Genomic DNA, 22,470 nt, shown 5'->3' with positions numbered 1-22,470 from the left:
CCCGAGGCCGGCCGCCGCACGCGACATCACGCCACGCGGCGCTGCGCATCCGTGGCGATGGCCAGCGCGGGGTGTTCGCCGGTGGACGCAGCATGCTGCTGGCGCGTCGCGCCTTCCTCCAGCTTCAACACCCGGTCGGCCACGTCGAAATAGGCATCGTCGTGGCTGATGACGATGACGGTCTTGCCCGCGGCCTTCAGCTCCGGCAGCAATTCGGTATAGAACACCCGCTTGAAGGTCGGATCCTGGTCGGCCGCCCATTCGTCGAACAGGTAGACCTGCCGGTTCTCCAGGTAGGCATTGATCAGGGCCAGGCGCTTTTTCTGCCCCGAGGACAGGTCGATGGTCGAGAATTTGCCGTCGGCGATATGGACTTTATGGTCGAGGTTGAGTTTTTCGAGGTAATGGCCGGCGCGCACGGCGGTCGTGCTGTCGATGCCCAGCAGGTGCTCGAACAGGTGGAAGTCCGCGAAGACGGCCGAGAAATTGCTGCGATAGCTGTCCAGGTTGGCCTCGGTGACGGGCTGGCCATTGAGCGAGATGCTGCCGGACTCCGGCAGGTACAGCCCCAGCAGCAGCATGGCCAGCGTCGTCTTGCCGCTGCCGTTGCCGCCGACAATGAACAGGATTTCTCCCTTGGTGATCGTGAGGTCGATCGGGCCGAGCGTGAACGGGCAGTCGTCGGTCTTGCCGGGGTAGCGGTGGCAGACCTGGTGCAGGGCGAGCGTCATGGGCTCGCCCTCGGCCAGCGGGGTCAGCGTGCGCTCGTGGGCCGGGCCTTCGCTCAACTGGCGGTCGAGCTGCTCGATCTTCTCCAGCGCCACGCCGGCATGGCTGAGCGCGGGGACGGCGTTGATCATCGAGCTGATCGGGCCGATCAGGTAGAGCAGGATCAGCGTGACCGTCGTCAGCGTCTCCGTCGTCTGCGGCAGCCAGAGCGGCACCACGAACAGCAGCACGCCGATCACGAAATAGAACAGCATGTCGCCGACGTTGCTGATCAAGGTGTAGCTGCCGAAGGCACGGATCGACATGTCGCGGAATTGCTTCGCGTCCGAGGCCAGCACCTGGTCGATGAACAACTGGCCGCGCTCGCGGTTGAGCTGCAGCTCGCGTCCACCCTCGACCAGGTCGCGGAAATGCCTGTAGAGGGTATCCATCTTGGCGCGCATCTTGCTCAGTTGGCGGAAGGGGTATTGTTGCGCGAGATTGAAGGCCACCAGGCAGACGATCAGCGTCGAGGCCAGCATCACGAACAGCGGCCCGGAGACCCAGGCCAGATAGACGAAGCAGGCGACGATGGCCACGCCGTCGGTCAGCACCCGCGGTGCGATCTGCAGGGCGCCCACGAAAGCCTCGATGTCGCGCGTGAGGATGACCATCAGCCCCGGCTTGCCCACGGCTTGCTGCTTCTTGTACGAGCAGTCGAGCAGTTTCTGGCTCAGGTCCAGGCGCATGCGGAACACGGCGTTCTGGGTCAGGTGCAGCATGGCGATCTGCGAACCGGAGCGCATCGCCAGCAAGACCGCGCACAGCCCGAAGAATCGGCCGACGAAGCCCGGCGACGAGGCCTGCCCCCTGGCGCCTTCGTTGATCAGCTGGATCAGGGCCGCGCCGCTCAAGCCGCTCAGGATCGCCGCGATGCAGGCTGCGAACAGTAACCAGCCCGATTGCCGGTAGAGATACGTGACAAGTTTCATGACTTCCTTTCAGTGACGGGTTCTCGAAATAACCCGACGTTCAATCGTTTCCTGGTGCGGCCCGGAGGCCGCACCCACTATTTCAACAGCGCCGTGATCCAGCCGGCCAGGGCTTCCACATGCGGCGCGGACAGCAGCGTCAGGTGGTTGCCCGGCGCCTCCCATACCTGCAGCGCGGGTGCGTGCACCCGCCACTGCGCGGCGATGGCTGCGTTGTCGCATTCATCGTCCGCGTCGCCCTCGTCGCGCTCGGCCACCAGCGCCATGTGCAAGGTCAGTGGATACGGGGTGCCGTGCACGTAGCCGGTATTGAGGTTGCTGTCGAATACCCTGACGATGCGCTCGATGACCTCGATGCCGGTGCGCGGCGGGACCACCCTGGCTGCGACCAGCCGCGCCAGCAGCAGCTTGAGCTGCTCCGGCGCGCCCAGTGGCGCGAAGTCCGCTGCCTTCAGGCCGATGCGGCCAGGCGCATTCATCTCGAACAGCTCGGCCAGCCGCGCCAGCATCCCGGCGCGTCCGACACACACCAGCGCGTCGCCGGGCGTGCGCGGCGCGCTCGAATCGAGCACGATCAGGGTGGCCGGCGGCCTGCCTGCCTGCACCAGCTGCTGCGCCATTTCGAGGACAACCTTGCCGCCGTAGGAATGGCCGAGCAGGGCGATCGGACCCTGCGGCGCGACCTCGTGGATCGCGCGCAGGTAGGCTCGGGCGGTGCTGGCGATCTCGCTGTGCGGCACGAGATTGTCGCTCAGGCCGCGCGGCTGCATGCCATGCACCGGCACGCGCGGGCCGAGGGCGTCGGCCAGCTGCGCGAACGCCGTCACGCTCGCGCCGGCGCCGGGCACGCAGAACAGCGGCGTGAGGCCAGGCGTGCCGCGCTGGATCAGCACATGCGGGCTATAGCGGTCTTCCGCCAGTGGCGCAGGCGCGCCGCAGCCGGCCAGCGCCTGCGCCAGCTGCTGGCCCAGGTGGCGGACGTTCTCGCCCTCCATCAGGCTGTGATGGCTGCCCGGCACCATGACCAGGCGCAGACGTTCGCCCTGCAGCGCGCCCCATCCGATCGATGGATCGGCACGCGCTTCGTCGATCGCCGAGAACAGGGTCACCGGCAGCGGCAGGATGGGCGCCGCATAGTCGTACAGCGCTGCGGCGATGCCCTGGCGGACCGCCAGGTGGCGCTCCAGCAGGCCGGTATCGACGCCCGGCGGGAAGACGCCACCGTCCTGGCAGACGCGCAGCATCGCCGCAAGGTCGCCGCGCACGGCCGCGAGCTGCTCGCCCAGGGCCGTTTGCGCCGCCGGCGGCAGCCAGGCCAGCAGGAATTCCTCGCGTCCGGCGCAGGCTGCTGCCGCGATCCGGCCACCGCGGTAGTCGCTGGTGGTATCGATCAGGCCGAGGAAGCCGACGGTTTCGTCGGCGCCGATCAACAGGTTGGCGATTTCGTAGGCGATGGTGCCGCCGGCCGACCATCCGGCCAGGTGGTACGGCCCTTCGGGCTGGACCGAACGGATCTCGGCCAGGTAGCGGCGCGCCATTTCCGGCACGCTGGCGCTGGCCGTTTCCCCTTCGAGGAAGCCGCTCGCGGCCAGGCCGTAGACCGGCATGTCCGGATCGAGCCAGGGCGCCAGCGCGCGGGCATAGCCGATTTCGCCTTCGCCCGGATGGACCAGGAACAGCGGCGCGAGCCGTCCTTCGCTGCGGATCGGCACCAGCGTGCCGCCTGCCGCGTCGTCGTCCGCGATGCGCTGGGCGAAGCCGCTGAGCGTCGGGGCGTTGAACAGCAGGCGCAACGCCACGTCCTTGCCGAGGTCCTGCCTGATGCGCGAGACCACCTGGACCGCCAGCAGCGAATGTCCGCCCAGCTCGAAGAAGTGGTCGTGACGGCCGATCCGTTCGGCGCCGAGCAGTTCCTGCCAGATCGCGGCCACCGCGGTTTCGATCTCGCCCTGCGGTGCGGCATAGGCGCGGCTTGCCAGCGCGGCCGAATCGGGCGCGGGCAGGGCGTTGCGGTCGACTTTCCCGTTCGGGGTGAGCGGGAAGTTTTCCATCACGACGAAGGCGCTCGGGAGCATGTAGTCGGCCAGGTGTTCGGCCAGGAGCGCGCGCAACTGGCCCGCTGCCGGCGGGGTGCCGGTCAGGTAGGCCACCAGGCGCTTGTTGCCGCCGTCGTCGGCACGCGCCAGCACCAAGGCTTCGCGCACGCCCTCGAGCTGCAGCAGGCGCGCTTCGATCTCGCCGATCTCGATGCGGAAGCCCCGGATCTTGACCTGGAAGTCCTTGCGGCCCAGGTATTCGATGCTGCCGTCGGCACGCCAGCGGCCCAGGTCTCCCGATTTATACAGGCGGCCCGCGCCGAACGGGTTGGCGACGAAGCGTTCCGCCGTCAGTTCCGGACGGTTCAGGTAGCCGCGTGCCACGCCGGCCCCGCCGATGTGGATCTCGCCGGCCACGCCGATCGGCACCGGGGCCATCTGCGGGTCGAGGATATACATCTGGGTGTTGGCGATCGGTCCGCCGATCGGCACGATCGGCAGCAGCTCCGGGCCGGCCTGCCAGGCGCTCGCGCAAACGGTCGTCTCGGTCGGGCCGTAGCCGTTGAAGAAGGTCGCGCGCGCGGCCCAGTGGGCGGCCAGCGCGGGCGGGCAGGGCTCGCCGACGGCGACCAGGGTCATGGCCCCGAGCGGGGCGTCGAGCGGCAGCGCAGCCAGCGCCGATGGCGGCAATGTGAGGTGGGTAATGCCGTAGTCGACCAGGGTCGCGAGCAGCGGCGCCCCCGGCATCGTCGCCTCGCGGCTGGCCAGCACCAGGCGCGCACCGCCGCACAGCGCCATCACGATTTCCCACACGCTGCCGTCGAAGCCGAACGAGGCGAACTGCAGCACCCGGCTGTCCGGCTGTACGCCGAACGGACGGATTTGCGCAAGCGCCAGGTTGGACAAGCCGGCATGATGATTCATCGTTCCTTTTGGCAGGCCGGTCGAGCCGGATGTATAGATGATGTAGGCCAAGTGCTGCGGCGTCAAGCCGAGTGTTTGCGGGTCCGGGTTGGACTCGTCCGCCGGGTCGCCGCCGGCAATCGCGCTTTCCAGCAGCAGCACCGGCGCCCCGGTTTCCGGCACGGCCTGGCGCACCGCGGCGCCGGCCAGCACGGCCATCGGCGCGCTGTCGGACAGCATGTAGGCCAGGCGCTGGGCCGGATAGTTCGGGTCGAGCGGCACGAAGGCCGCACCGGCCTTGAGCACGGCCAGCACCCCGATCACCATCGGCAAGCCAGGTTCGGTGCAGATGGCGATACGGCTGTCCGGCCCGGCGCCCAGGGCGATCAGCCGGTGCGCGAGGCGGTTGGCCTGCGCGTTCAGCTGCGCATAGCTGAGCTGTCCGGCGCTGGAATCGAGCGCCACCGCGTCCGGCGTACGCGCGACCCAGTCCTCGAACAGGCTGTGGACGGGGCGCTCGTACACATAAGGACGGGCGGTATCGTTGAAGCCGCGCGTGACCAGCTCGCGCTCGCCGTCGACCAGCAGCTCGAGGCTGGCCACCCGCTGGGCGTCGTCCGCGACCATGCCGCGCAGGACCGATTCGAAGCGGCGCAACAGGCAGCGCATGCTCGCTTCTTCAAACAGGGCGCTGGCATAGATCAGGGTGCCGCTCAGCTCCGCGCCGCGGTCGCTGACCGACAGGGTGGTGTCGAAGTGGGCGGTGACGCTGGCCTGGCTGGCCATGCCATGCAGGCGCAGGCCGGGCAGGGCGAGCGCTTCGCCGTCCGGCGTGTTGTTCAGCGCAAGCACGGTCTGGAACAAGGGGCTGTGCGCCATGCTGCGCTGCGGGCTGACCGCTTCCACCACCTGCTCGAACGGCAGGTCCTGGTGGGCGTAGGCGTCCAGGGTCTCCTGCCTGACCCGGGCCAGCAAGTCGGCCACGCTCGCGTCGCCGCCGGCCGTCACGCGCAGGGCCAGGGTGTTGACGAAGAAGCCGATCAGGCCTTCGACCTCGCGCCGCTGACGGTTGGCCACCGGGGTGCCGATGACGACGTCGTCCTGCCCGCTCATGCGGCCCATCAGGATGCCCCAGCCGGCCAGCAGGGTCATGAACAGGGTGGCGCCGTGGCGCTGGCCGAGCTGCCGCAAGCCCGCGGCCAGGCCGGCGTCGAGAGTGAACGCGACGGCGGCGCCGGCCAGGTTTTGCACGGCCGGACGCGGATGGTCCGTCGGCAGCGCCAGCAGTTCCGGTGCGCCGTCCAGGCGCGCCTTCCAGTACCCGGCCTGCTGCACCAGTGCCTCGCCTTGCAGCCAGGCGCGCTGCCAGGCCGCGTAGTCGGCATACTGGACCGCGAGCGGTGGAAGCGGATCGGGCTGGCCCTGGCTGAAGGCGGTGTACAGGGCGCTGACTTCGCGCACCAGCACGCCGTTCGACCAGCCGTCCGAGATGATGTGGTGCTGGTCGATCAGCAGCACGTGCTCGTCAACGGCGAGCTGGAGCAGCTGGCCGCGGATCAGCGGACCCTGGGCCAGCTCGAAGGCTTGCCCGAAGAATGCGGCGCCGGCCGACTCGACCTGGCCGGCATCGCATGCCAGCTCGCTCAGGGCGAAGCCGGCGTCGAGGGGGGCGATGCGCTGGACCGGCTGGCCCTCGTGCATGACGAAGGTGGTGCGCAGGTTCTCGTGGCGGGCCACGATGCGGTCGAGGGTGGCGCGCAGCGCGGCGCGATCGAGCCGGCCTTCCAGGCGCAGCGCGGCCGGCATGCGGTAGGCATTGCCCGCCACCGAGTCGAGCTGGTCGATGAACCACAGGCGTTGCTGGGCCCAGGACAGCGGCAGCGGCGCGCCGCGGTCGACGGCGCCGATCGCGCCCTGCGTCGTTTCGCGGGCCTCGGCCAGGCGGGCCGCGAAGCCTGCCAGGTCGGGATGGGCGAACAGGGTACGCAGCGGCACGTCGCGGCCCAGGGCCTCGCGCAGGCGCGACATCAGCTGCACGGCCAGCAGCGAGTGGCCACCCAGTTCGAAGAAGTGGTCCCGGCGGCCGACCTGCCCGATCTTCAACAGGTCTTGCCAGATCGCGGCCACCGTGCCTTCCAGCTCCCCCTGCGGCGCCTCGAATGCACGGCTGGAGTGCGCCAGCGCGCCGGGTTCGGGCAGCGCCTTGCGGTCGACCTTGCGGTTCGGGGTGAGCGGCAAGGCCTCCAGCACCACATAGGCGGCAGGCAGCATGTAGTCGGCCAGATGTTCGGCCAGTTGCGCACGCAATTCGGCGGCGTCCGGCGGCGTGCCGGTCAGGTAGGCCATCAGGCGCGCGTGGCCGCTGGCGTCCTCCCGCGCCACCACCACTGCTTCATTCACGCCCTCGCACTGCAGCAGGCGCGCTTCGATCTCGCCCAGCTCGATGCGGAAACCGCGGATCTTGACCTGGAAGTCGTTGCGGCCCAGGTACTGGATATGGCCGTGCGCCAGGTGGCGCCCCAGGTCGCCCGTCTTGTACAGGCGGCCGGCGCCGAAGGGATTGGCGACGAAGCGTTCGCTCGACAGTTCCGGGCGGTTCAGGTAGCTGCGCGCTACGCCCGCGCCGCCGATATAGAGCTCGCCCGTGACGCCTTGCGGCACCGGTTGCATGTGGCGGTCGAGCAGGTAGACCTCCACGTTCGGCAGCGGCCGGCCCAGGTCTTGCGGCATCCTGGCCTGGTCCAGGCGCACGCAGGTCGCGTCGACGGTGCACTCGGTCGGGCCGTAGACGTTGTAGACGGCTAGCCGAGGCGCGGCGCGCAGGGCTTCCCAGCTGGCCGCGTCGATGGCGTCGCCGCCGACCTGCACGCTGCGGTGGCGACCATCGGTCATGCTCGCCAGGCCGGCGTCGAGCATCATCTTGAGCTGGGCCGGGGTGCAGTCGAAAGCATCGATGCGCTGCTGCTCCAGGAAAGCGAGCATCGCCGGACCGTCGGCGCGCAGGTCTTGCGGCACCAGCACCAGGCAGTGGCCCGACAGGAGCTGCAGGATCGATTTCAGGGACGCATCGAACGAGATCGAGGCATTCAGCGCGACGCGGGCGGCCGGTGGGCATTCCGAGAAGGCGCTGGCCGCCAGTGCCTGCCACAGGTTGGCCAGGCCGCGGTGCTCGATCATGACGCCCTTGGGGCGGCCGGTCGAACCCGAGGTATAGATCACATAGGCCAGGTGGCCCGCGTGCAGGCCTTCGAGTTCCGGATTGATTTCGGGCTGGCCGGCCAGCGCGGCGTCGTCCAGCAACAGCAGCGGCGCGGCGGCCGGCGGCAGCAGGGCCGCCACGGCCTGTTCCGCGAGCACCGCGCCAGGGGCGCAGTCGGCCAGCATGAAGGCCAGGCGCTCGGCCGGATAGTTCGGGTCGACCGGCACGTAGGCGGCGCCGGCTTTCAGGATGCCGAGCAGCCCGACCATCATGGCGATACCGCGCTCGGCGCACAGGGCGACGCGCTCGTCCGGACGCACGCCCAGTGCCAGCAGGCGGTGCGCGACCCGGTTGGCGCGGCGGTTCAGTTCCGCGAAATCGAGCTCCTCTCCCTGGTAGGCCAGCGCCGGCGCGTTTGGCGTGCGCGCCACCTGCGTTTCGAACAGGCGGTGGATCGGCTGCGCGCCGCGATAGTCGACGGCAGTCTGGTTGAAGCCGTCCAGCAGCTCCGCGCGCTGCTGCAGGTCCAGCAAGGGCAGGCGGGCGACGCGCTGGCGTTCGTCGGCGACCATCGCGCCCAGCACGGTCTTGAAGTGCAGGGCGAAGCGTTCGACCGTGGCGCGGTCGAACAGGGCGCTGGCGTAGACCAGGCCACCGCCAATGGTGCCGCCGGTATCGGTCAGCGACAGCGACAGGTCGAACTTGGAGGTGGTGGTCGGCGTCTCCAGCGGCGACAGATTGATCCCCGGCAGGGCCGCGGCATCGCTGGCGGGCGTATTGTTCAGCGAGAACATGACCTGGAAGATCGCGCTATGGCTGAAGCTGCGCACCGGCTGCAGCGCTTCGACCACCTGTTCGAACGGCAGGTCCTGGTGGCCGAAGGCATCGAAGGTGGTCGCGCGCAGCGTCTCCAGCAGGTCCGCCACCGATGGATCGTCCTGCATGTTCACGCGCAGGGCGAGCGTGTTGACGAAGAAGCCGAGCATGTCTTCGGCTTCGCTGCGCAGGCGGTTGGCGACAGGGGTGCCGATCACGACGTCATCCTGACCGGACAGGCGCGCCAGCACGATGGCCCAGCCGCACATCAAGGTCATGAACAGGGTAGCGTCGTGGCGGCGCGACAGCTCGCGCAATCCGGCGGCCAGCGGCGCCTCGATCACGAGGTCGATCGCGCTGCCGGCATGGCTTTGCACCGGTGGGCGCTGGCGGTCGAGCGGCAGCTCGAGCAGCGCCGGGGCGCCGCCCAGGTGGGCGCGCCAGAAGGCGATTTGCGCCTGCAGGGTCTCGCCTTGCAGCCATTCGCGCTGCCAGGCCGCATAGTCGGCGTATTGCAGCGCGGGCGGCGCCAGGGGGTCGCCTTGCTCCTGGCTGAAGGCGGCATACAGCACGCTCACCTCGCGCAGCAGGATCCCGACCGACCAGGCGTCCGAGATGATGTGGTGCTGGACCACCAGCAGCACATGCTCGTCCTCCGCCAGGCGCAGCAGCTGGCCACGGATCAGCGGACCGTGTTCGAGGTCGAACGGCGCGCCGGCCGCGGCGGCGGCGGCGTGCTCCAGCGCGGCCTCGCGCTCCTGCGCCGCCAGCATGCGCAGGTCGTGTTCGGCCAGCGGGAAGGCGGAGTCGGCGCCGGCGATGACCTGGCGCGGCTCGCCGCCTTGCATGCGGAAGCTGGTGCGCAGGATTTCATGGCGCGCCACCAGGCGGTCGAGCGCCTTGCGCAGCGCCGTCCGGTCGAGCGGGCCTTGCAGGCGCAGCGCGATCGGCATGTTGTAGGCCGCGCTCGGGGCATCGTCGAGCTGGGCCAGGAACCACAGGCGCTGCTGCGCCCACGAGAGCGGCAAGGGCTGGTCGCGGCCGACCGCCGGGATGGTGGCCAGCGAGGACGGCGCGGCTTGCGCCACGATGCGCGCGAGGTCGGCGATGACCGGATGCGCCAGCAACTGGCGCAGCGCCACCTCGATGCCGAACGCCTGGCGCAGGCGCGACATCAGCTGCACCGCCAGCAGCGAATGGCCGCCCAGCTCGAAGAAGTGGTCGTTGCGGCCGACTTGTTCGACCCGCAGCAGGTCTTGCCAGATCGTGGCGATCATGGTTTCCACCTGGCCCACAGGGGCCTCGAACGGACGGCTGGCCATGGCCGGCGCATCCGGCGCCGGCAGCGCATTGCGGTCGACCTTGCCGTTGGCGGTGAGCGGGAAGCTGTCCAGGCTGACGAAAGCGCTTGGGAGCATGTATTCCGCCAGGTGCACGGCCAGTTCGGTGCGCAGTTCGGCGGCGCTCGGGGGAGTACCGGTCAGGTAGGCGACCAGGCGCTTTTCGCCTTCGCCGTCGGCGCGGGCCAGCACCAGCGCTTCCTTGACGCCGTCGATGGCGGCCAGGCGCGCTTCGATTTCGCCCAGCTCGATACGGAAACCGCGGATCTTGACCTGGAAGTCGTTGCGGCCCAGGTAGTCGATCTCGCCGTTCGCGAGCCAGCGCGCCAGGTCGCCGGTCTTGTAGAGTTGTCCTTCACCGAAGGGATTGGCGACAAAACGCTCCGCCGTCAATTCTTCGCGGTTCAGGTAGCCGCGGGCGACACCGTCGCCGCCGATGTACAACTCGCCGGCCACGCCGACTGGCACCGGCTGCAGGCCGGCGTCGAGGATGTAGACCTGGCTGCTGGCGACAGGTTTGCCGATCGGCAGGACGCCGCTCGCCACCGTCTCATCGCTCACCTCATGGGTGACCGTGAAGGCCACGGTTTCGGTCGGACCATAGGTATGCACGAGGTGGCGCGGACGCGCCTTAGTCCAGACCGAGGCGATGGTCGACAGGTCGCTGCGGTCGCCGCCGAACAGCAGGTAGTTCAGGCCGGGCCAGGCGTCAAGCATCAGGTCCGCGTACTGGCGGAACAGGCCCGCGGTGAGCTGGACGATGGTCGCGTTCTCGCGGCGAAGCAGGGCGCTGAAGGCGGAGGGCTCGAGCAGGGTCGCCTGGTCGACGACCAGCAGTTGCGCGCCATTGAGCAGCGCGCCCCAGATTTCCCAGGTCGAGGCATCGAAAGCGGGATTGGCGCAATAGGCCATGCAGTCTTCGCCGCCGATGCGCACGCAGTCCTGGTCGAGGACCAGTTGCAGGACATTGCGGTGGCTGACCAGCACGCCCTTGGGTTGGCCGGTCGAACCGGAGGTGTAGATGACGTAGGCGAGACCGGTCGCCCCGACCTCTGGCAGGACGACTTGCGGCGCCGCGTCGGCCGCTTCGTCCAGGCGCAGCAGCGGCACCGCGCCGTTGAAACGGCTCAGGTGCATGCTGGTGGCGAGCAGCATGGCGGGCTTGGCGTCGGCCAGCATGAAGGCGAGGCGCTCGCTTGGCTGCCCCGCGTCCAGCGGCAGGTAGGCGGCGCCGGCTTTCAGGATGGCGAGCAGGCCGGTGATCAGGTGCACGCTGCGTTCGGCGCAGACGGCAACCAGGTCGCCCGGCTGCACGCCGCCGGCGACCAGGCGCCGCGCCAGCGCATCGGCACGTTCGTCCAGCTGCGCGTAGCTCAGGCGCTCGGCGCCGTAGACCAGCGCGATCGCGCCAGGCCGGCGCGCGGCTTCCGCCGCAAATCGGCCGTGGATGGTGTCGTTGCGCGGATAGCGTCCCGCCCTGGCCGCGGGATTAAACTCGCGCACGACTTGCTGCCATTCCGACGCCGGCAGCTCGCGCAGGAGACGCACCGGCGTATCCTGGACATCCGACAGCGCCCGCACCAGTGCGGCGACCGCTGCGTGCAGGTAGGCGCCGATGCGCTGCGGATCGGTGTCCACCGCCTGGATCGAGAGCATGAAGTCCACGCCCAGGTCGTCGACGGCGGCGAACAGCGGATAGTTGTTGCGCTCTTCGCTCGACAGCTGCCGTACGCCTTGCCACGCCGGTGTGCCGCCTGCGTCCTGGCCCATCGCACTGTGGCGGTAGTTGAACACGCTGGTAAACAGCGGCATGCCCGGCGCGACGGCGCTGCATTGCTGCGCCAGCACCAGCGCGGCGTCCTCGTGGTCCATCAGCTCGCGCAACTGGCCGAAGGTTGCGGCGAGCACTTCGCCCGCGCCCAGTTCGCCCAGGCGGATGCGCACCGGCAGGGTGTTGATGAACATCCCGACCAGGTGGGCGATGCCTTCGGTGCCGCGCATGCGGCCGGTCATCACCGTGCCGAACACGACGTCCTCGCGCCCCGTGCACAGCGCCAGCACCTGGGCCCAGGCGACGTGGAACAGGACAGCCGGCAGTACTCCGTGGCGGCTGGCGGCGGCCCGCACGGCGCCGGCCAGTTCGCCTTCGAGCATGAGGCGCGCCTCGGCTTGTTCGCTGCCGCTGCCGCGCACGTCCAGCAGGCCGAAAGGCGCGGCCGGTTCGTCGTAGTCGCCAAGCAGTGCGGTGAACCATTCCCGGTGCTGGTCGTCCGAGACCAGGCGGGCATGGCTGATGTAGTTGCGGAACGGGACCGGGGGCGGCAGATCGTCGCCGCGTCCGGCCAGCACCGCCTGGATCTCGCCCATGATCAGCTCGAAGGCGATATGGTCCGACACCATGTGCTGGCTCAAGACCGCAAGCAGCCATTCCTCGCCCTGGCCGGAAGGGATGGCGTAGGCCGCCAGCAGCGGCGCCTTGCGCACGTCCAGGCGGGTGTGGCGCGGATCGGTGCGGCGCATCAGTTCGGCCATTGGATCGTCCTGCGGCGCCAGCTCGTGGACCGGCAGTTCGGCGTTGCGGCACACCACCTGCACCGGCTGCCCGACATCGTCCCAGAACATGGCGCTGCGCAGGATGTCGTGGCGCGCGATCACGCGCTGCAGGGCCGCCAGGAAGGCGTCCAGGCGCGGGCGGTTGTCGAAGGTGAGCAGCTTGCGCGTCAGGTAGGGGTCGCCCTCGGTTTCGAGCAGGTAGTGGAACAGGATCCCCTCCTGCAGCGGCGCCAGCGGATAGATGTCCTGCACGTTGTCGCTGCCGCCCGGGACCTGGGCGGCCAGCGCGTCGATCTGGGCCTGGGTGAGGCGGATCAGCGGCGCCGTGTCCGCTGCGGGCGCGAGGGCTCCGGCGGTATCATCGGCCGGCAGAGCTTTCGCGGCCCGGGCCAGTTGCGTCAGCACGGGAGCGATGAAGATGTCGCGTACCTCGAGCAGCACGCCCTGCTGCCGCAGCCGCTGCACCATCTCGATCACCAGCAGCGAATGACCGCCCAGTTCGAAGAAGTGGTCGTTGCGGCCGACCTGGGCAATCTTTAACAGGTCTTGCCAGATCGCGGCGATGGCGCTTTCGGTTTCGCCTTCGGGCGCTTCGTACGGACGGCTGGCCATGGCCGGGGCATCCGGCAGCGGCAGGGCGTTGCGGTCGACCTTGCCGTTGGCGGTCAGCGGGAAGGCGTCCAGCGCGACGAAGGCGCCTGGCAGCATGTACTCGGCCAGGTGCACGGCCAGTTCGGTGCGCAGTTCGGCCGCGCTCGGTGGGGTACCGGTCAGGTAGGCGACCAGGCGCTTTTCGCCTTTGCCGTCCGCGCGGGCCAGCACCAGCGCTTCCTTCACGCCGGCGATGGCAGCCAGGCGCGCTTCGATCTCGCCCAGCTCGATGCGGAAGCCGCGGATCTTGACCTGGAAGTCATTGCGGCCCAGGTAGTCGATCTCGCCGTTCGCGAGCCAGCGCGCCAGGTCGCCGGTCTTGTACAGCTTTCCTTCACCGAAGGGATTCGTGACAAAGCGCTCGGCCGTCAATTCTTCGCGGCTCAGGTAGCCGCGGGCGACACCGTCGCCGCCGATGTACAACTCGCCCTCCACGCCCACTGGCACCGGCTGCAGGCCGGCGTCGAGGATGTAGACCTGGCTGCTGGCGACGGGTTTGCCGATCGGCAGGACGCCGCTCGCCACCGTCTCATCGCTCACTTCATGGGTGACCGTGAACGCGACCGTTTCGGTCGGGCCATAGGTATGCACCAGGTGGCGCGGACGCGCCCTGGTCCAGACCGAGGCGATGGTCGACAGGTCGCTGCGGTCGCCGCCGAACAGCAGGTAGTTCAGGCCGGGCCAGGCGTCAAGCATCAGGTCCGCATACTGGCGGAACAGGCCCGCGGTGAGCTGCACGATGGTCGCGTGCTCGCGGCGCAGCAGGGCGCTGAAGGCGATTGGTTCGAGCAGGGTCACCTGGTCGATGACCAGCAGTTGCGCGCCATTGAGCAGCGCGCCCCAGATTTCCCAGGTCGACGCGTCGAAGGCCGGATTGGCGCAATAGGCCATGCAATCGTCGCCGCCGATGCGCACGCAGTCCTGGTCGAGGACCAGTTGCAGCACATTGCGGTGGCTGACCAGTACGCCCTTCGGCTGGCCGGTCGAACCGGATGTGTAGATGACATAAGCGAGGTCGGTCGCGGCCACCTCTGGCAGGGCGACCTGCGGCGCTGCGTCGGCCACGTCGTCCAGGCACAGCAGCGGCACATTGCCGTCGAAGCGGCCAGTGTGGGCACTGTCGGCGAGCAGCATGGCGGGCTTGGCGTCAGCCAGCATGAAGGAGAGGCGCTCGCTTGGCTGCCCCGCGTCCAGCGGCAGGTAGGCCGCGCCGGCTTTCAAAATGGCGAGCAGACCGGTGATCAGGCCCACGCCGCGCTCGGCGCAGACGGCGACCAGGTCGCCCGGCTGCACGCCGCCCGCGACCAGGCGCCGCGCCAGCGCATCGGCGCGGTCGTCCAGCTGCGCGTAGCTCAGGCGCTCGGCGCCGCAGACCAGCGCGACGGCGCCAGGCCTGCGCGCCGCCTCGGCGGCGAAGCGGCCATGGATCGTGTCCATGCGCGGATAGCGGCTGGCGCCCGGGGCAGGATTGAAGCCGCGCGTGACCAGATCGCGCTCGTCGTCGACCAGCAGTTCGAGACGGGCGACCGGCTGGGAAGCGTCGGCCACCATGCCGCGCAGGAGCGCTTCGAAGCGGCGCAGCAGGCGCGCCATGCTCGTTTCATCGTACAGGGCGGTGGAATAGGTCAGGCTGCCGCCGAGCTGGGCGCCGCCGTCGACCACGGCCAGCGCGGTGTCGAAATGGCTGGTGCCGTGATCCTGGCCCAGGCCGGTCATGTTCAGGCCCGGCAGCTCGAGCCGGCGTTCGGCCGCGCCGCTGTCGACCGTGAGCATGGTCTGGAACAAGGGGCTGTGCGCGAGGCTGCGCTGCGGGCTCACGCTTTCGACCACCTGTTCGAACGGGATGTCCTGGTGGGCGTAGGCGTCCAGGGTGTCCTGGCGCACCTGGTCGAGCAGCGTGGCCACGCTTGGCGCGCCATCGGTGGACACGCGCAGCGCCAGGGTGTTGACGAAGAAGCCGATCAGCGCTTCGACTTCGCGGCGCTGGCGGTTGGCCACCGGCGTGCCGATCACGACATCCTGCTGGCCGCTCATGCGGCTCATCAGGATGCCCCATCCGGCCAGCAGGGTCATGAACAGGGTGGCGCCATGGCGCTGGCCGAGCTGCTTGAGGCCGGCCGAGAGGTCGGCGTCGAAGCTGAAGGCGATGCTGGCGCCCGCGTGGCTTTGCACGGCGGGGCGTGCGCGGTCCGCCGGCAGCGCCAGCAGTTCCGGTGCGCCGGCCAGGCGCCGCTTCCAATAGGCGGCCTGCTGCTGCAGGGTCTCGCCCTGCAGCCAGGCGCGCTGCCAGGCCGCGTAGTCGGCGTACTGGATCGCCAGCGGCGGCAGCGGGTCGGGCCGGCCCTGGCTGAAGGCGGTGTACAGGGCGCTCACCTCCCGCACCAGCACCCCGGTCGACCAGCCGTCGGAAATGATGTGGTGCTGGTTGATCAGCAGGACATGTTCGTCAGGGCCGCATGCCAGCAGCTGGCCGCGGATCAGCGGACCCTGGGCCAGGTCGAAGGGCTGGCGGAAGAAGGCCTCGATGGCCGACTCGCGTTCCTGCGGCGCGTTCGACAGGTCGACCAGCTCCAGCGCGAAGCCGGCTTCCGGTGCGGCGATGCGCTGCACCGCGCCATCGCCCTCCATGACGAAGGTGGTGCGCAGGTTCTCATGGCGCGCCACGATGCGGTCGAGCGTGGCGCGCAGGGCGCCCACGTCGAGCCGGCCGTCCAGGCGCAGCGCGGCCGGCATGTGGTAGGCGCTGCCGGCGGAGGCATCCAGCCGGTCCAGGAACCACAGGCGCTGCTGGGCCAGGGACAGCGGCAGCGGCGCATTGCGGTCGGCTGCCTCGATCGTGCCAAGGGTCGACTGGCGCGCATCGGCCAGGGCGGCGGCAAAGCCGGCCAGGTCGGCATGGGCGAAGACCGTTCGCAGCGGCACCTCGAGGCCGAACTGCTGGCGCAGGCGCGATACCAGCTGCACCGCCAGCAGCGAATGCCCGCCCAGCTCGAAGAAGTGGTCGTTGCGTCCGACCCGCTCGAGCCGCAGCAGGTCTTGCCAGATGGCGGCGATCGCCGTTTCGACTTCGCCTTGTGGCGCCTCGAACGGACGCTGCGACAGCGCCAGCAGGTCCGGCGCCGGCAGCGCCTTGCGGTCGACTTTGCCGTTCGGGGTGAGCGGGAAGGCTTCCAGCACCACGAAGGCGCTCGGCAGCATGTAGTCGGCCAGGTGCACCGCCAGTTCGGCACGCAGCGCGGCCGCGTCGCCAGGTGCGCCGGTGACATAGGTCACCAGGCGCTTGTCGCCGGCTTCGTCTTCGCGCGCCAGCACCAGCGCTTCGTTCACGCCGGCGCACTGCAGCAGGCGCGCCTCGATCTCGCCCAGCTCGATGCGGAAACCGCGGATCTTGACCTGGTAGTCGAGGCGGCCGCGGAATTCGATCACGCCGTCGGCGCGGTAGCGCCCCAGGTCGCCGGTGCGGTAGAAGCGCTGGCCCGGCTCGAACGGATGGGGGACGAAGGCCGCTTCGGTCTGGGCCGGGTTGTTCAGGTAGCCGCGGCCCACGCCGATGCCGGCCACACAGATCTCGCCGATCGTCCCGGTCGGCACCGGCTGCAGTGCGCGGTCCAGGATATAGATGCGGTTGTTCGGCGTCGGGCGGCCGATCGGGGTCACGCTGTCTTCAGGGGGTGCGGCCTCGATGGCATGCCAGGTGACGTCGTCCGAACACTCGGCCGGGCCATACACGTTCATCAGGGCGATGGCCGGGAAGCGCGCGAACCAGTCGCGGCACAGGCGGGTGGTGAGGGCCTCGCCGGTCGGGATCAGGTAGCGCAGGCCGTCCAGGGTCACGCTGGCGTCACAGCCGTCGAGCAGGCTGCGCATCATGCTCGGCACCGTCTGCAGCAGGGTGATGCCGTGGCGGTTGACGGCGGCCGGCAGGGCCAGCGGGTCGAAGGCGATGTCGTCAGGCAGGATCACGGTGCGTCCGCCCACCAGCAGCGCCGACAGGAATTGCCAGACGCAGATGTCGAAAGCCGGCGACGCGGTCTGGGCCAGGCGGTCGCGCGCATGGATGTCCATGGTCGAGAGCTTGCCGAACATGTGGTTGAGCATGCCGCGCTGCTCGACCATGGCGCCCTTCGGCTTGCCGGTCGAACCCGAGGTGAAGATCACATAGGCCAGGTCGTCCGGGGTGCCGCGCACGCCCAGGCGCGGGGCCGGGCCGGCGCCTTCATGGTGCCGTTCGGCGACCACGACCCGGGCCGCCGGCGCCAGCGCGCGGGTCTGCTCGAGGCAGGCTTCCGACACCAGCATCAGCGGCGAGGCGCTCAGTTCGACGATCTCGCGCAGGCGCTGCGGTGGGTGCTTGATGTCCAGCGGCAGGAAGGCCGCGCCGGCCTTGAACACGGCCAGCATCATCTCGAGCATGACGATGTTGCGCTCGCAAACCAGCGTGACCAGCACCTCGGGGCCGGCGCCGGCATCGACCAGGGCCTGGGCCAGGCGGCTGGCGCGCTCGTCGAGTTCGCGGTAGCTCAGTTGTTCGTCGAGATGGCTGACGGCGACTGCGTCCGGGTCGAGCGCGACTCTGGCTTCGAACAGGCCGGCGAAACTGTGCTCGAGCGGATAGCTTTCTTCGCTGCGGTTCCAGGTATGCAGCTGCAGTTCGCGCTCGGCCGGGTTCAGCAGCGGCAGGGCGTCGACGCGGCAATCATCGCCAGCTGCCATCCCCGCCAGCAGGGTCTGGAAATAGCCCGCCAGGCGTTCGGCGGTGGCGGCATCGAACAGTGCGGTGGCGTAGTCGATCTGGGCGTGCAGGTCGTCGCCGCTGACGTTGACGGTCAGCGACAGGTCGAACTGGGCGGTGTTCGCATGGCGCTCCAGGGCTTCCAGGCGCAGCCCGGGCAAGGTAAGGGCGCCGTCGCCGGCGTCCGTGTTCAGCGTGAGCATGGTCTGGAACAGCGGGCTGTAGCTCAGGCTGCGCTGCGGCTTGACCGCTTCGACAACCTGCTCGAAGGGCAGGTCCTGGTTGGCGAAAGCATCGAGCGTGAGCGTTTTCACCTGCTTGAGCAGGGCCGGCAGGGTCGGGCTCTCGTGCAGCGACAGGCGCAGCGCCAGGGTATTGGCGAAGAAGCCGGCCATTGCCTCGATCTCGCTGCGCTGGCGTCCGGCGACCGGGGTGCCGATCACCACCTCGTCCTGGCCGCTCAGGCGCGCCATCAGGACGCCCCAGCCGGCCAGCAGGGTCATGAACAGCGTGCTGCCGTGGCGCTGGCCCAACTCGCGCAGGCCGGCGCCGATGGCGGCCGGGACCTGGAAACGGATGCTGGCGCCGGCATAGCTTTGCAGGGCCGGCCGTGGGCGATCGAGCGGCAGCGCCAGGAGCTCCGGCGCGCCGGTGAGGTGGCGCTTCCAGAAATCGACCTGGCCTTGCAGCACCTCTCCTTGCAGCCAGGCGCGCTGCCAGGCGGCGTAGTCGGCATACTGCAGCGGCAGCGGCGCCAGTGGCGAGGCCTGGCCCTGGGTGAAGGCGGCGTACAGGGTGCTCAGCTCGCGCACCAGCACCTGGATCGACCAGCCGTCGGAAATGATGTGGTGCTGGTTGATCAGGAGGACGTGGCGCTGCGGCGCGGTGCGCAGCAGGCGCACGCGAATCAGCGGTCCCTGGGCCAGGTCGAAAGGCATGGCGAAGAAGGCCTCGATCATGGCCTCGACATCGCCTGCCTGCCCGCTGCAGTCCTGTTCGTCCAGGTCGAAATCGTCGCTGGCGGCGCCGATGTGCTGGCATGGTTCTTCGTCCTGCAGCACGAAGGTGGTGCGCAGGCTTTCGTGGCGGCGCACGATCCCGGTGAAGGCGGCGCGCAGGGCGGCGACGTCGAGCTGCCCTTCGAGGCGCAGCGCCGCCGGGATGTGGTAGGCGGCGCCCGCGGCGGGCTCGAACCGGTCGAGGAACCACAGGCGCTGCTGCGCCCAGGACAGCGGCAGCGGGGCGCTGCGGTCGGCCAGAGGAATCTCGCCGAGCGTGTCGCGCCCGGCGTGGCTGATGCTGGCGGCAAAATCGGCCAGCAGCGGCGCGCTGAACAGGGTGCGCATCGATACTTCCACGCCCAGCTTCTGGCGCAGGCGCGAAGTCAGCTGCACGGCCAGCAGCGAGTGCCCGCCGAGCTCGAAGAAGTGGTCGTGGCGTCCGACCCGGTCGAGCTTGAGCAGTTCCTGCCAGATCGCGGCAACGGCGCGCTCGGCTTCGCCCTGCGGCTCGGCGAATGCACGGGTGGCCAGCGCTTCGATGCCCGGTTGCGGCAGGGCGGCGCGGTCGATCTTGCCGTTGGCCGTGAGCGGGAAGGCGTCCAGGGTCACGAAAGCGGCGGGCAGCATGTACTCGGCCAGGTGGGCGGCCAGCAGCGCGCGCAGTTCGACGGCGCCTGGTGGCGTGCCGGTCAGGTAGGCTACCAGGCGCTTGCCGCCGTCAAGGTCGGCCGATGCCAGCACCAGCGCTTCCTTCACGCCGGGGACAGCGGCCAGGCGCGCCTCGATCTCGCCCAGTTCGATACGGAAACCGCGGATCTTGACCTGGAAATCGTTGCGGCCCAGGTAGTCGATATTGCCGTCGGCCAGCCAGCGGCCCAGGTCGCCCGTCTTGTACAGGCTGCCTTCGCCGAACGGATTCGCGATGAAGCGCTCCCTGGTTAATTCAGGGCGGTTCAAATAGCCGCGCGCCACGCCGTCGCCGCCGATGTAGAGTTCCCCGGTGACGCCCACCGGCACCGGCTGCAGGGCGCCATCGAGCAGGTAGACCTGGGTGTTGGCGATCGGGCGCCCGATCGGGATGCTGCGCGCGTCCGGCGCGACTGCCGCGATCGGGCAGGTGACGGCGAAGGTGGTGCTCTCGGTCGGGCCGTAGCCGTTGACGATGCGGGCCGGGCCGGTGCCCGCCAAGACCCGCGCGACGATGGCCGGGTCGAGCGCGTCGCCGCCGATCATCAGGGTGCGCAGGCGCGCAAAGGCCGGGCGCAGCGCCTCGCAATAGGCGTTGAACAGGCCCACGGTCAGCCACAGGGCGCTGACCTGACCTTCCAGCAGGACCCGGTTGAGAACCACCGGGTCCATCAGTTCGTCCTGGCTGACCAGGAGCACGCGCGCGCCGTTCAGCAGCGGCGCCCACAGTTCCCAGGTGCTGGCGTCGAAGGCCGGGCTGGCGCAATGGGCGACGCAGTCGCCCAGGTCGGCGTAGTCGCTGTTGATCACGAGGCGCAGCACGCTGCGGTGCTCGATCATCACGCCCTTGGGCTGTCCCGAGGAGCCCGAGGTGTAGATCACATAGGCGAGATTGCGCCCGTTCAGACCGGGCAGCTGCGGGTTGGCGTCGGAATAAGCGGCGTAGAAGGCCTCGTCGTCCAGCGGCAGCAGGGTCGCGCCGTCGACGAGGCCGGCTTCGACCAGGGAGGCGGCCGGGGCGCAGTCGGCACGCATCCAGGCCAGGCGTTCCTCGGGATAGCCGGGGTCGAGCGGCACGTAGGCGGCGCCCACCTTGAGGATGCCGAGCAGGCCGGCGACCATCGCCGGGCTGCGTTCGGCGCAGATGGTGACGCGCTGCTCCGGTTGCACGCCGGCGGCGACCAGGGCGTGGGCGACGCGGTTGGCGCGGCCATTGAGCTGGGCATAGGTCAGCTGTTCGCCGCCCCAGGCCAGGGCCACGGCGTCCGGCTGGCGCGCGGCCTGCTGCTCGAACAGGGTGTGTACCAGCGCATCGCGCGGATAAGGGCGGGGGGCGCCCTGCGCCAGCGCCAGCAGGCGCTCGCGCTCGGCCGCGCCCACCAGCGGCAAGTCCTGCACGCCGCGCTGGTCGTTCGTGCTCATCCCCTCCAGCACGGTGAGGAAATGCGCGAGCAGGCGCTGCATCGGTTCCGCATCGAACAGGTCGGAAGCGTACTCGAGGCGCATCTGCATGCCGTCGTCGGCTTCGTGCACCGACAGCGAAGTGTCGAACTGGCTGGCGGCGCGCACCTGCTCCAGGCCGACGAGGCGCAGGCCGGGCAGGGCGGCTTCGCCCGCTTGTGCATTGTTGAGCACCAGGCAGGTCTGGAACAGCGGGTTGTAGCCCTGGCTGCGCTGCGGCTTGAGCACGTGGACTACCTGCTCGAAGGGGACGTCCTGGTGCGCATAGGCGGCGATCATGTCGGCCTTGACCTGCGCCAGCAAGGCGGCCACGCTCGGATTGCCCGCGGTGCGCACGCGCAGCGCCAGGGTATTGACGAAGAAGCCGATCAGCGGCTCGACTTCGCCGCGCTGGCGATTGGCGATCGGGCTGCCGATGACCACGTCGTCCTGGCCGCTCATCCGGCTCATCAGGATGCTCCAGCCGGCCAGCAGGGTCATGAACAGGGTGGCGCCATGGCGCGCGCCCAGGGCCTTGAGCGCCTTGGCCAGCGGCGCGGGGATGGTCGACGACACCGAAGCGCCGCCATGGCCGCGAATCGCGGCGCGCGGACGGCAGGTCGGCAGCTCGAGCAATTCGGGTGCGCCGGCCAGCGCGCCCTTCCAGTAGTCCAGCTGGCGCTCGATGGTGTCGCCGCGCAGCCATCCGCGCTGCCACGAGGCGAAATCGGCATACTGGATCGCCAGCGGCGGCAGCGGATCGGCGTGGCCCTGGCTGAAGGCGGTGTACAGAGCGCTGACTTCGCGCACCAGCACGCCGATCGACCAGCCGTCGGAAATGATGTGGTGCTGGTTAATCAGCAGCAGGTGTTCGGCGTCGGCCACGCGCAGCAGGTGGCCGCGGATCAGCGGTCCCGTTTCCAGGTCGAAGGGGGCGCCGAAGACTTCGGTGCGCCGGCGTTCCAGTTCGCGCGCGTGGTCGTCCGCGTGCAGCGCACGCAGGTCGGTCTCCACCAGCGCGAAGCCGGTGTCCGCGGCGCCGATGCGCTGGATCGGCATGTCGCCGTCCAGCCCGAAGGTGGTGCGCAGGCTTTCATGGCGCGCCACGATGCGGTCGAGCGTTGCGCGCAGGGCCGCGGTGTCTAGCTCGCCCAGCAGCTGCAGTGCGGCCGGCATATGGAAGGCGGCGGCGCCGGCCGGGTCGAGGCGATCGAGGAACCACAGGCGCTGCTGGGCCCAGGACAGCGGCAGCGGCTGGTCGCGCGGCGCCGCCGGGATCGCGGGCGCCGCGGCTTCCGGCGCGCGCGCCGTGGCGCTTCGTTTCAGCCGGAGCATCAGCAGTTCACGTTGACGCGCGCTGAGTTCCTTCGACGTATTCTTGTCCATTCAGTATCCCTTGGTAGTGTCTCTTG

At 69.6% G+C, this 22,470-nt stretch carries 2 protein-coding genes; both read right to left on the bottom strand.

The window, feature by feature from the left end:
• Positions 1 to 26 precede the first annotated feature (26 nt).
• Positions 27 to 1,700: a cyclic peptide export ABC transporter gene (locus AC56LR_RS06100; RefSeq protein ID WP_497128598.1), complete on the bottom strand. Its 1,674-nt coding sequence runs from the start codon at positions 1,698 to 1,700 to the stop codon at positions 27 to 29.
• Between the two features lie 77 nt (positions 1,701 to 1,777).
• On the bottom strand, positions 1,778 to 22,444 hold the full coding sequence (locus AC56LR_RS06095; RefSeq protein ID WP_497128595.1) for a non-ribosomal peptide synthetase: 20,667 nt from the start codon (positions 22,442 to 22,444) through the stop codon (positions 1,778 to 1,780).
• Positions 22,445 to 22,470 lie beyond the last annotated feature (26 nt).

It is taken from the genome of Telluria sp. ZT3P39 (genome assembly GCF_059685935.1).
This window is presented reverse-complemented; position numbering and strand designations above follow the sequence as displayed.

Excerpts from the sequence above, each read along its gene's own strand:
- AC56LR_RS06095 (WP_497128595.1), bottom strand. The coding sequence starts at position 22,444 with ATGGACAAGAATACGTCGAAGGAACTCAGCGCGCGTCAACGTGAACTG.
- AC56LR_RS06100 (WP_497128598.1), bottom strand. The coding sequence starts at position 1,700 with ATGAAACTTGTCACGTATCTCTACCGGCAATCGGGCTGGTTACTGTTC.